We start from the raw sequence: 12,646 nt of genomic DNA on the forward strand, positions 1-12,646 counted from the left end.
ATAACGATTAAATGGCCAATCTATTTTGTTGTCTGTCTATTAAATATTGATATCTATCCAAAACTTCTACAGCTATATCATTCCAAGAGCGCACCAGAGTCTCCGCGGCTGCCGTATAGTTCATCCGCATCAACTCCCGAGATTGCATACTTCCGAAGAAGGTAATCATTTTTCCGATAAGAGCATATTAGAATACGATTAGAATAATGATGTTAGAATACGATTAGAGCCCTATTCCAAAATCGGAATCTCGGAATAGGGCTCAGAAACATAAAATCAAAATCTAGAATATCGGCTGACCTACGCAACCATTTGGCGCCTGCACATGAAGCAGGGCGGCGATGGTTGGCACAATATCGGTCATGAATGTCTGCCTGGTGGTTGCACCGTGCTGGATTCCACAACCCATGAAAATCAAAGGAATGTGGGTGTCGTATGGATTCCACTCACCATGATCGGTTCCCTTCATGCCGTGGGCATAGAAATTCGGCTTCAATACGATAGCCACATCACCGCTTCGCTCACGGTTGTAACCATTCACGATGCGCATCTTCACATCCTCAGGAATGCTCTCGGTCATCGTCTTCTCCATATCGCAGGCATACTGCACGCAACAGTCTTCCTTCAACACGTCCACCACGCTCTGCTTGATCTTGGCGAAATCCAACTTGTTTTTCTTGATGATGTTACGGTTGAAAAACACCTGATAGTTCATCACGGTCTTCACCAGATTGCCCACGTTAGGATACTCCTGAGCCAGGGTCTGATTCAGTTTCTCAGCCACCGCATCACCATCCCAATTACCCGCTGGAATGCGGCAGTCTTGCAGGAAACGGGCGTTGTTCATCGCTCCATGGTCGGCACTCAAGAAAACCAGATAATTTCCTTTGCCCACCTTCTCATCGAGATAAGAAAGGAAATCGGCTATCGCCTTGTCCAGACGCAGATAAGTATCCTCGGTCTCTACCGCATGAGTTCCCACCTGATGACCGATATAATCCGTGCTTGAGCAGCTTACTGCCAGCAAGTCGGTTTCATCATCTGCACCCAACTGCTCGCCGTCTATCGCCGCCTTTGCCAAATCAATCGTCAGCGAATTGCCGAAAGGAGTTTTGCGGATAATGCTGTAACCATATTTCTTATAAAGGGCTGGAAGATTGAGCGGCAGCGTAGCCTTCATGCCCTTGCGGATGCCATCCTCATACTCGTTCTCATCTTCCGTACTTTCAACGTAAGTATTCTCAGGATAGAGTGTGTTCCATTTTTCCGAGAGATAACGCTCTGGCAGATGCTGGTTGTTGAACGCGTCCACCCACTTCGGCAACTGGTTTATATAATAAGAACTGGTGATAAACTTTCCGCTCTCATCATCAAACCAGTAGGCACCGTTCGGATTATGACCTGCAGGAAGAATGGAAGCACGGTCTTTCAATGCCACTCCCACTACCTTGGCTCTGCCGTTGGATGCAATCTTCATCTCATCTCCGAGAGTCGTAACCCAGAGGTTTCTAGGCGACATCAAGCCCGCCTTGCTGTTGGAACCCACCGGCTTCACGGTTTCATCATCCGTGCAATACACCTTCTTGCCATTCTTCACAAAATTGTTTCCGGCGATTCCGTGGATAGAAGGCACACTGCCTGTATAGAGACAAGTATGACCGATGGCGGTAACCGATGGAACATACGGAATACGGGTGTTTTCACAAGAGAAGCCCTCGTTGAGCAGTCGCTTGAACCCACCTTCACCATAGCGCTTCTGATAGCGATAGAGATAATCCCATCGCATTTGGTCAACCACGATGCCCACTACCAGTTTGGGGCGCTGAACGTTAGAAACATTCACCTGTTGGGCAGCAGCAGAGCCGCATCCCAGAAATGCCAACGCAATAAAACTAAATACCTTATTCATTTCTTTCTTCAAAAATACTGTAATACTTTTTACCGCTGCAAAGGTATTTAAAGGATGTTGCCATCGTGTTACAAAGAAATGAAAGAAGAGTGAAAGCATTGCCTTTTTACAAAAAGATTTTAAAAATGGGACTGAATAAGACAAGGTAACGATATTTTTGTTATATTTGCAGTATTATTGCAAAACTAACAGATTTACGATATGAAAAAACTACTCTTATCCATCGCCTTTCTGCTCCCTGGTATGGGAATGATGGCGCAGACTCAGGTAACGACTGCCAAAGGTATCCTCGAAGGAAAAGACCTCTCAGGCATCACAGTATTCAAGGGTATTCCGTTCGCTGCTCCTCCTGTAGGAAATCTCCGCTGGAAGGCTCCGCAGCCTGTACAGAAATGGCAGGGCGTTCGCGAGGCCAAGGAGTTCGGACCGAACCCGATGCAGGAACCTCTCTTCGGCGATATGAACTTCGGTACGAAGACCAACAGCGAGGATTGCCTCTACCTTAATATATGGACACCGGCAAAGACCATGAAGGAGCATCTGCCGGTACTCATTTATTTCAACGGCGGAGGACTGATGGCGGGTAGCGGAAGCGAACCTCGATATGCGGGCGATGCGATGGCACGCAAGGGCATCATCTCCATCACAGCCAACTATCGTGAGGGCATCTTCGGATTCTTCGCCCACCCACAGCTCTCTAAGGAAACATCCTACAAGGGTTCCGGCAACTATGGATTCATGGACCAGGTGGCTGCCATCCAGTGGGTAAAGGATAACATCGAGGCTTTCGGCGGCGACCCTAACCGCATCACCATCGTAGGCGAATCGGCAGGTTCCATGTCGGTCAGCGCCCTGATGGCTTCCCCTCTCTGTCAGGGACTCTTTGCCCAGGCAATGGGTTCCAGCGGTTCGGTGATGGGATTCAAGAAGGTGGCTACGCTGAAGGAGGCCGAGGAGAAAGGAGTGCAGCTTGCCCAGAAAATAGCCGAGAAGATGGGTAAGGAAACTGGAAAGAAGGTGAAAAAGAACGCAGGAATGAAGAACCTCAACGAACTTCGTGCCCTTCCTGCCGAGGAATTGATGAAGCTGGCGGAAGTAAGAGCGGTTCCTGTCTATAATATCGACGGATATTTCATGAAAGAACAGCCTGTAGAGGTATTTGCCAAGGGCGAGCAGACCAAGGTGCCTCTGCTTATCGGCGGCAACAACCAGGAGATGACTCCTGCAGCCGTATTGATGGGCAAGCAGCCTACCGTCGAGAATCTGAAGGCGGGTGCCAAGGCTACATTTGGAGAAGAGAACATCGAAGAACTCTTCCGCCTCTACGGCATCAACAGCGATAAGGATGTATTGGAGCAGCCGGGCGTGAACCTAGCTTCGGACATCTTCCTCGATTATTCTACATGGAAGTGGGGCAACATGCACAAGCTGACCGGCGGACAGCCTGTTTACCGCTACCGCTATTGCCATCCTCGTCCTGCTATGGCCATCAAGGGTAAGGTGGCTGCATTGGCTGGCGGCGTGGTAGATGCCAAGGAAGATGCGGCTCCTGCGCCACAAGACAAGGGAGCCGTTCATTCTGCCGACATCGAGTATGCAATGGGTACATTGCCAACCAACCGCGTGTTCAACTGGCAGCCGGAGGATTATATGATCAGCGACATCTTCAGCCAGTATTACGTCAATTTCGTAAAGACCGGCAATCCGAATGGTCTGGGTCTGCCTGAGTGGCCATCCACCAACGGCAAGGCAGTAGCCCCTGTGCTTCAGATAGACGTGAATACCGTCGTAAAAACTGATGCCCAGATGGAGAAGCGCTATGATTTCATAGACAAACTGTTTTGGGAGAAGAAATAATTCTCTCATTACATTGAATCAATCGGAATACAGATTTCATTGAATAAACCAGAAATAGAGATGTTTCAGAAATTCATTATCAACAGAGACGGAGTACTGAAGTTCGGGCGTGTCTACCTGCACCGTGACATGCTGTCACCCGGCGAGCAATGCACCTACGGGGGCGGTTTGTGGAAGATAGATGAAGGCAGAGGCGCCATCGTGCTCTACGGCAGAAGTTTCGACTTCGGCCCTCCCGATTTCGACTTTGTGAAACAGATAGACTGGACGGGCTTGGGCGGCACCCCTCGCCCGCTCTTCTATCTGCCTCATTGGCCTAGCGAAGAAGAGATTGTGCCAGTCATCATCAATTAAGAAAATAGTATAATATTCTATAATTTTCTGTGTAAAACTTGCGGATAACAGAATAAAACACTATTTTTGCGAAGAGAAATCCTTCTCGGGGAAAGTGCTCTCTAAGAGAAGAGATTCCGTAAATAAGTAACAATTAAAAAGCAGTATAGTATGAAAAAGAAATTAGTTTTGACAGCAGCCGTCATCGCTGCATTATCAGTTGTCTCCTGCAATGGCAAGAAGACAAATAGCCAGGGGGCTAACCAGGATAGCCTCAGTTATGCTGAAAATGATTCGCTCAATTCCAACGATGTCATTCTCGATTCCATCGCCGGCACCTACGAGGGAACTCTCCCTGCTGCCGACTGTCCGGGCATCAAGACCGTTTTGACGCTCAACGCCGACAGCACCTACCAGTACTCAGCCGACTATCTGGAGCGCAAGGATGGTCACGACGAAGCGAGCGGTATCTTCAAGGTATTGGCTAACAACGTGGTAGAAATCATCCGTCCATCGAGCGGCGAGACATCTTACTACAAGATAAAGGATGCCAACAGCCTCATCATGACCGATTCGCTGGGCAACGAGCCTGAAGGCGCCATGGCTAAGCACTATGTGCTGACTAAGAAAAGGTAAAAGAGCCTTTAAAAGGTAAAAGGGTAAAAAGAGCCCCCTAGCTTAACATTCCGCTAGGCTCTTTTTACCTTTTTACTTTTTTACCTTTTTACCCTTTTATCTTTAAAACGCCTTTTTTGCCGGTTCTCACAGCGCTATTATTACAAACCTGTTACATTCCTGCCTTTCAAGTTAAAATCAATTAAGTTTTGCACCGGAACCTTCGCTATTCCAGATATTTTTCCTAATTTTGCGCCCACGTTTCTAACAGATGAAATGATTTTAAGATTCAATGGTATATACTAAATAGATTAAGGATAAAGAAAAATGGAACATGTTTTTACTGAATCGATGTTTTTGGTGGGATTCGTGATTTTCATCGCCGCCATACTCGTATTAGACATGCTGGTCATCGACCGAAAGGCACATGTGGTGTCTATCAAGGAAGCCGGTTCATGGACGGCTGTATGGATTATTCTCGCGCTCGCCTTCGCCGTATTCATCTATTTTCATGGAGACATGGTGCACGGCATCGAGAACTTCGACGACCTGAAGCTGATAGCCTCGCGCTATGCTTCGCATCTCAAACTGGACCCGAACGACTATGAGGGGAGTCTGCAGCAATACCGGCACTATATGACCATCTCCTACATCTCGGGTTATCTGATAGAGAAAACGCTCTCGGTAGATAATCTCTTCGTGATGATGATGATTTTCACCTCGTTCGGAGTAAACAAGAAAGATTACCAGCACGTACTGAACTGGGGTATTCTGGGAGCCATCGTACTGCGCTTCGTCTTCATCTTCGCGGGTGCTGCGCTCATCAGCCGGTTCGCCTGGATATTACTCGTATTCGGAGGATTCCTGGTTTACAGCGGTGCCAAGATGTTCCTCAACAGGAACAAGAAGGAGGAAATCAATGCCCTGGAGCATCCGGTAGTGAAGTTTATGCAGAAGCGCCTGCATCTGGGTCCGCTGGTGATGACGGTGGTGTTCATCGAGTTCTGTGATCTGATTTTCGCCTTCGACAGCATCCCAGCCGTATTCTCGGTATCGCTCGACCCGTTCGTGGTGTTCTTCTCGAATATCTTCGCCATCCTGGGCTTGCGTGCCCTCTTCTTCCTGCTGGCAGCGATAGCAGACAAGTTCCGCTATCTGAAGGTGGGTGTGAGTGTGCTGCTGGTGTTCATCGGTGTGAAGATGCTCATCCACGATTTCTTCGAGATTGATGCTGTCAGTTCGCTGGTATTCATCATCCTCGTACTGCTCGTCAGCATCGGGGCTTCGGTGGTGATTCCGCAGAAACAGGAAGCGTTGGAAAATACGAAATAAGCAAACCATTCGTAAAGGAGATTATCATCAGGTAATCTCCTTCCAGGAAAACATAAAAAGGGCGATTGCTATTCCCCACACAAGGGATAAGCAATCGCCCTTATCTTTTATGAACTCAGTTTAGAAAGAAGAGCAAATGAATTGGCTTACCCTTCGGCCGCCGAACTTTGTTTCTTCACTCTTCCCTCTTCACTCAATTTACTTCCAAGGATTCTCTGTTGGGTAAGGCAGGCTAGCTGGCTGGTTGTAAGCGATATCCTTGATGCCGAGATACTTGAATACCTCGAACAAGGTCTTACCTACGTGAGAGAATGCTACGGCTCCGTGGTGTGGATAACCCTTCTGAATCAATACGTGACGATAGAAGCGGCCCATCTCGTTGATGGCGAAGATACCGATACCACCGAATGAACGGGTAGGAACATCGAGAACCTCACCCTCTGCGATGTAGCTGCGGAGGTTGCCCTCAGAATCGCACTGCAGACGGTAGAATGTGATGTCAGAAGCTGCGATATCACCCTCCAAAGTACCACGGGTGAAGTCTGGTTTACCACCATTCTCCAACAAACGGTTCTGGATGAGCTGATACTTAATCTTACGGCTAGAGCACATCTTGCACTGTGGAGTGTTACCGCAGTGGAAGCCCATGAAGGTATCAGTCAACTTATAATCATACTTGCCCTTGATGTCCTCATCATAGATATACTGAGGAACAGAGTTATTGATATCGAGCAATGTAACGGTATCGTCAGAAGCACACATACCGATGTACTCAGAGAGTGCACCATAGATATCTACCTCGCAAGCTACAGGAATACCACGGCTAACGAGACGGCTGTTTACATAGCAAGGCTCGAAACCGAACTGGCTTGGGAATGCAGGCCAGCACTTGTCAGCGAATGCTACATACTGGCGAGAACCCTTGTGAGCCTCTGCCCAGTCGAGCAATGTCAACTCAAACTGTGCCATTCTGCGGCTGAGGTCAGGATAGTAGCATCCCTCGCCCATCTCCTTGGCCATATCAGCGCAAACATCGTCGATACGTGGGTCGTTCTCGTGCTCCTTGTAAGCTACGAGAAGGTCGAGCTCTGAGTTCTCCTCAATCTCAACACCGAGTTCGTACAAGCCCTTGATAGGAGCGTTGCAAGCGAAGAAGTCCTGTGGACGTGGACCGAAGGTGATAATCTTCAAGCCCTTCAAACCGATGATAACGCGAGCTACTGGTACGAAGTCCTGAATCATCTTAGCTACGTCCTCTGCTGTACCTACAGGATACTCAGGGATGTAACCCTTCAGGTGGCGCATGCCGAGGTTGTAAGAGCAGTTGAGCATACCGCAGTAAGCGTCGCCACGACCATTGATCATGTCGCCGTCACCCTCTGCTGCTGCAACAAACATACAAGGACCATCAAAGTTCTTTGCAATCAAAGTCTCAGGAGTCTCAGGACCGAAGTTACCGAGGAATACAACCAAAGCGTTGCAGCCCTGCTCTTTCACTTCGCCCAAAGCCTTGAGCATATCTTTCTCGTTCTCAACTGTAGTCTGGCAGTTGAAAATTTCACCCTTGTACTCTTTTACGATGTTCTCACGGCGCTGAGTAGAAAGCGCGATTGGAAAACAGTCACGGCTAACGGCAATAATACCGAGCTTTACTTGTGGAATGTTGTTGCTTACCATAATTTTAGTTTATTACTTAAGTTTTTGTATAAATTGCTTATATTTATTGATTCTTTTCTAATTTGTTTGGCTGACAATTATTCATTGTTCCGAGCACAAAGGTACAAATATATTTTGTATCACCAAGCGTTTTAAGGAATTTTTAATTCAAAAAAATGGCGCAAAACCGAAATTCTGCGCCAAATGTAACATATGATAAAGTTCTTGATACATTTCATACATGTCTCTATTATCATCTGACACCCCTTTTCTGCCTTAACATCTTCTTTAATATCTTCGCAGCGGACGGTACCGGATGGTATAAATCTGATTGAAGTACTCCTTCCAGGCGTTCGGCTCCTTGTCATCATCACGCACGATGCGGATGCCATAGAATCGGGTACCCGTCTCCTTGTATTCCCGGAATCTCGACAACAGCTGCTGTGGCGGATCTGGAATCAGGAAGTCGGTAATCCAAAGCACATCGGCATTCACGTAATGGAGTCCGTCGTTGTCGAGAAGGTCGAACATCTGGGTCATCATCTTCTTTGCCGATGTTCCGCCTCCGATAAATGGAAGGTGGGTTGTGGTAGGCTGCCGCCGGATGCCTCGCCCGGTATGCGCCTGTCCATCTCCGTCGGACGGAGCTGCATCAGCTTCGGCTGATTCCATCATAGTGATTCCTATTCTCTTCAGGCGCTCTGCCTTGCGCTTCGCCATCAGGTCGATGGCACGGGTACTGACGGAGAAATCTATCAGGAAGCAGTCTCGCTCCAAATCTTCTGCCGTTTCTTCCAGCAGAGAGATGAGTGTAGAGGATATCCTTTCGGGCGTGCCATACATACTGGCTGAGGTGTCCAGACAGACGATCATCGGACCCTTGCGGGAGGCATGGGTAAAGCCCAGTTTGCGGGATGGTTTCGACATTTCGCTCTTATAACGGAAGGTCTGGAGTCTTCGCGTGCGATACTTATAGATAAAGAGGCCCTCCATATCTTCATCGCTGTACTGTGCCAGTTCGAGGGGGAGAAGGGAGTTGAGATCATCGCCCACGGTAATGCCCTCGATATCGCTACCCGCTGAATGCTCCATCTTCATCTCTACGCCCGATGCGATGGTGAGCCGGTCTTTGCCGTTGGCATCGGCTACTCGTCCCATCTTCGCCACAATTTCCTTGATTTCGGGATATTTGTCCTGAATCTTCACCTGGTTCAGACGGCGTTCAAACTCCGTTTCAGTCCATCCGTTCGTCATCAGTTCCCAGGCTTGTACGGCGCGCTGCTCCGAAACGCCCTTCGTCTTCATGTTGCGGGTTATCTGGTCCATCATGCGCACCAGTCCTGTTTCGAAGTTGTTCTGGCGCAGGGAGATGAAGTCCTTCAGCTTGTTCAATACCTGATGGTCGATGCAGACCTTCCAGTCTCTTACCAGCCTTTCCCAGTTTTCGGGTTTCGAAGCCCCGTCTCCAGTCATCAGCTTGAGGAAGAAAGGTTTATCGAACCCATCTTCAGCATGTTCCTGTTCCAGCTGGTCGAGCAAGGGGAGCCACACCTGTTCATCCATCCGCTTGAAGGGAGCCCAATCGAGCACATCATCTGCCCGATGACTCTCGGTCCAGGCACGCTGGCGCTGGAACCGCATGTGATGGACGCATTCCACGATGAATTTTCCCACGCTATCATAGAACACCTTGCTCTTAATCTTGCTGTTTACCACCTGTCGCACGAATTTCTGCACCTCTTCGCCAGTTTCTTCTATGGTTACTTTCAGGGTAAAGAGATGAATGAGATAATCCTTCAGCGGGTCTTCCTTCAAATTCCAAGGCATGGCGGTGCCTGTCGGATCAGGAATCTTCACCTGTCCCGACTTGCAGAAGTCATCCAGCATCTTCAAGTAATACTGTGCCTCCGCCAAGTCCTTGTTATTCTGATATTTCATAGGAGTAAATCCTTATTTTTTCTCCATCAGATATTCTGCGAAGATTCTTGCAGCACTCTCTACTTTGGCTGCGCAAGGGCGAGACTTGTAATATTCTGCCGTTCTTTCCGAAGCCACATAGCTGGACTGCGCTTTCTCGTGACCCTTCAAGCCGAGGATTTCGGCACAGATGATACTACCGTTCTGCTCCTTCGATTTGGCGAGCAAATCCTGCACCACCTTATAGCAGGCCGACTTGCCCTCACGGTCATCCCCCTCGGTCTGTCCGCAATCCAAGCCAACGAGCACCACGATGCCCGAAACAGCACCACACATCATTCTCATTCTGCCTACTCCACCACCGAAGCCGGCACCAATGCGCTTCGCCATCTCATCATCAAGACCATATAAATCGGCAAAGGCAGCCACTACCGACTGGCAGCAGCCATAGCCCTGCATAAAGTTATCCACAGCCTGGTGAACACGCGCCTCCAACTCTGGAGTCAATATTTTCTGTTCATTCATCATGTTTAGATTCTTCTATATATAATAATGTAATAGGAGGCGATTAAACCTCATAAAGTTTCATCGTATCCTGACGGGTAAACGCCAGCTCCTTATAAAAATCGCGGAGATAAGCCGATATTTCCGCCTTATCATCAGCAGATGCGAAGAGATTCTCGCCCAACTGCCTTTCCAGCGAGCTCAAGCCATCCGAAAGAGTTTCTATCTCCCCCTCGTAATCCCTTCCATCCTCCGGATTCCTGCGTACACGATGATACTTAATATCCTCAGCAAGCGCATTCTTCATCTCCACGAGTTTGTCTGCAAAAGGAGAAAAGAGGGCACGGATCACGATGTTTCGGATAGCATCCCGCTCTTCCGGTTCCTGCCACAGACAATGGTAGATAGGCAGCAAATCGCAGATATCCACCTCTTCCCTATCCTGCATAAAGGCTGAAGTGCGAAGCAGGCGGACGATATTCTTCCATCTTCGGTCACTCACATAGATATTTCTGCGCTCGGCAGCCTCATCCACATTCACGGCTCTCAGAGATTTACGGATAGCGGAAATTGCATCAAGCACCTCCTCCTTCACGCCAATCTTACAGATTTTCTCCGCCCATTCAGCATACTCCTCAGCAGTAATCTTCAAATCAGAAAAATCTGCGGAATCAGATTTCCCCATAGAACCAGAAGAATCTGTGGAATCTGTGAAATCTGTGGGACCTAAGAAATCCGTGGGAGCCTCCAGCAGCATCGCCCGGAAATTCTTCTCCAGTTTTATCGGTCTACTCTCTATTCTGATGACGAATCGGTCCCAGAGCGCCTCCAGTCCTTCTCCCTTAGCCGGCAACTCATTGCTTGCCGCCACGAGAAGTTTCAGAGGAAGATGCATTTCCCGATTGCCGTTTCTGAAGATTTTCTCGTTAATCACCGTAAGGAGCGTGTTCTGGATCGCAGGTCCCGCCTTCCAGATTTCATCCAGGAAAACCACATCGGCAGTAGGCAGATAACCCTCCATCGCACGTTCGTAAGTATCCGAAGTCTTCAGTTTCTGAATGCTCACCGGGCCGAAGATTTCATCGGGTGTAGAGAATCGCGACATCAGATACTCAAAGCTCTGAGCATCCCTAAACGCCGTCTTCAACTGTCTGGCTACCATACTCTTTGCCACTCCCGGAGGTCCCAGCAGGATGATACTCTCACCTGCCAGAGCTGCCAGGAGCGAGAGCGATATCTCCGTCTCCTTCTCATAAATGCCCCGGTTCATCTCACCGAGTAATTGTTTGAATCTTTCAAGCATATTCTTACTTTCCTATTCAGAATCGTATAAAGACGAAAAGAAGTTAAGAGATAAAATTCATTATCCCTTAACTTCCTCATATTCTTTTATATAAATAAGGTATGGCTTACTTTACGTTGCCCACCTTAATCAAGTACTCAGCAATCTGAACTGCGTTCAGGGCAGCACCCTTACGAATCTGGTCGCCAGTCAACCACAATGTGTTACCATTGTCATCAGCCAGATCCTTGCGGATACGACCTACATATACATCGTCCTTGCCGGCGCTCTCCAATGGCATTGGATAAACGTAGTTCTGGGCATCATCCTTTACAGTTACGCCTGGAGCAGCCTCCAAAGCCTTGCGGATGTCCTCTACTGCCAATGGCTTCTCAGTCTCAAACCAAACACTCTCTGAGTGAGAACGGAGTGAAGAAACGCGAACGCAGGTAGCACTGGTGCGAACATCAGAGTGCATAATCTTGCGGGTCTCGTTATACATCTTCATCTCCTCCTTGGTGTAATCGTTAGGAGTCATCTTGTCAATCTGTGGAATGACATTGTATGCCAACTGATGAGGGAACTTATTGATATGCTCAGTCTTACCGGTCTCGAGGATATCCTTATACTGCTGCTCAAGTTCAGCCATGGCAGCAGCACCAGCACCTGAAGCACTCTGGTAAGAAGAGATATGAATCTTCTTGATATGGCTCAAGTTATCGATAGGCTTCAACACTACAACCATCATGATGGTGGTACAGTTAGGGTTGGCGATGATGTTGCGAGGGCGGTTCAGGGCATCCTCAGCATTTACCTCAGGTACAACCAGAGGCACGTCGTCGCACATACGGAATGCGCTAGAGTTATCAATCATCACGGCACCATACTTGGTGATAGTCTCGGCAAACTCCTCTGAAGTGCCGCCACCAGCAGATGTGAAAGCAATATCGACATCTTTAAAGTCATCGTTATGCTGCAAAAGTTTGACCTCATAGTCCTTTCCCTTGAAGTTGTATTTTCGTCCGGCAGAACGCTCAGAACCAAACAACACCAAATCATCCATAGGGAAATTTCTCTCAGCAAGGATACGCAGGAATTCCTGTCCTACTGCGCCACTTGCACCAACAATTGCTACTTTCATAATCGAATCTTTTAATTTATAAAGTTGTTATAAGTGTAAACTGTGGAAGAGAAAGCCAGCCTCCTTATCATCTTCATGATTCCTCATCTTTCTGACAGCT

Annotated in this window: 10 protein-coding genes; 4 read left to right on the forward strand and 6 right to left on the reverse strand. The window is 48.2% G+C overall.

The genetic code is table 11. The features are described from left to right. Nucleotides 1-283: 283 nt before the first annotated feature. Nucleotides 284-1,909, reverse strand: coding sequence for an alkaline phosphatase PafA (gene pafA / locus KUA48_RS05555; protein ID WP_118255002.1), 1,626 nt, complete (start codon nucleotides 1,907-1,909; stop codon nucleotides 284-286). 201 nt (nucleotides 1,910-2,110) lie between these two features. Between pafA and KUA48_RS05560 the strand changes: the two genes are divergently transcribed. The 4 genes from KUA48_RS05560 (at nucleotide 2,111) to KUA48_RS05575 (ending at nucleotide 6,046) form a co-directional block, all read left to right on the forward strand. Continuing rightward, a complete protein-coding gene (locus KUA48_RS05560; RefSeq protein ID WP_218432437.1) occupies nucleotides 2,111-3,766 on the forward strand; it encodes a carboxylesterase/lipase family protein in 1,656 nt (551 codons plus the stop codon). A gap of 60 nt (nucleotides 3,767-3,826) precedes the next feature. After that, nucleotides 3,827-4,120 carry a hypothetical protein gene (locus KUA48_RS05565; RefSeq protein ID WP_117587460.1) on the forward strand — a complete coding sequence of 98 codons (294 nt, stop codon included), beginning with the start codon at nucleotides 3,827-3,829 and terminating at the stop codon, nucleotides 4,118-4,120. 150 nt (nucleotides 4,121-4,270) lie between these two features. Then, entirely contained in the window at nucleotides 4,271-4,735 is a 465-nt protein-coding gene (locus KUA48_RS05570; protein ID WP_218432439.1) for a copper resistance protein NlpE, read from the forward strand. 306 nt (nucleotides 4,736-5,041) lie between these two features. Then, nucleotides 5,042-6,046 carry a TerC family protein gene (locus tag KUA48_RS05575; protein ID WP_118154936.1) on the forward strand — a complete coding sequence of 335 codons (1,005 nt, stop codon included), beginning with the start codon at nucleotides 5,042-5,044 and terminating at the stop codon, nucleotides 6,044-6,046. Between the two features lie 198 nt (nucleotides 6,047-6,244). On the opposite strand, the gene KUA48_RS05580 is transcribed toward KUA48_RS05575, so the two are convergent. The 5 genes from KUA48_RS05580 to KUA48_RS05600 form a co-directional block, all read right to left on the reverse strand. Beyond that, nucleotides 6,245-7,723: an L-fucose/L-arabinose isomerase family protein gene (locus KUA48_RS05580; RefSeq protein WP_218432441.1), complete on the reverse strand. Its 1,479-nt coding sequence runs from the start codon at nucleotides 7,721-7,723 to the stop codon at nucleotides 6,245-6,247. 267 nt (nucleotides 7,724-7,990) lie between these two features. Beyond that, entirely contained in the window at nucleotides 7,991-9,640 is a 1,650-nt protein-coding gene (locus KUA48_RS05585) for a kinase (RefSeq protein ID WP_218432443.1), read from the reverse strand. 12 nt (nucleotides 9,641-9,652) lie between these two features. Next, nucleotides 9,653-10,147: a C-GCAxxG-C-C family protein gene (locus KUA48_RS05590; RefSeq protein ID WP_118254972.1), complete on the reverse strand. Its 495-nt coding sequence runs from the start codon at nucleotides 10,145-10,147 to the stop codon at nucleotides 9,653-9,655. A gap of 40 nt (nucleotides 10,148-10,187) precedes the next feature. Next, nucleotides 10,188-11,426 carry an AAA family ATPase gene (locus KUA48_RS05595; protein WP_218432445.1) on the reverse strand — a complete coding sequence of 413 codons (1,239 nt, stop codon included), beginning with the start codon at nucleotides 11,424-11,426 and terminating at the stop codon, nucleotides 10,188-10,190. A 106-nt stretch (nucleotides 11,427-11,532) separates the two neighbouring features. Beyond that, nucleotides 11,533-12,546 carry an aspartate-semialdehyde dehydrogenase gene (locus KUA48_RS05600; RefSeq protein WP_118201595.1) on the reverse strand — a complete coding sequence of 338 codons (1,014 nt, stop codon included), beginning with the start codon at nucleotides 12,544-12,546 and terminating at the stop codon, nucleotides 11,533-11,535. Nucleotides 12,547-12,646 lie beyond the last annotated feature (100 nt).

The sequence above is a fragment of the Segatella copri genome (assembly GCF_019249795.2).
In the GTDB taxonomy this organism is placed as follows: domain Bacteria; phylum Bacteroidota; class Bacteroidia; order Bacteroidales; family Bacteroidaceae; genus Prevotella; species Prevotella copri_B.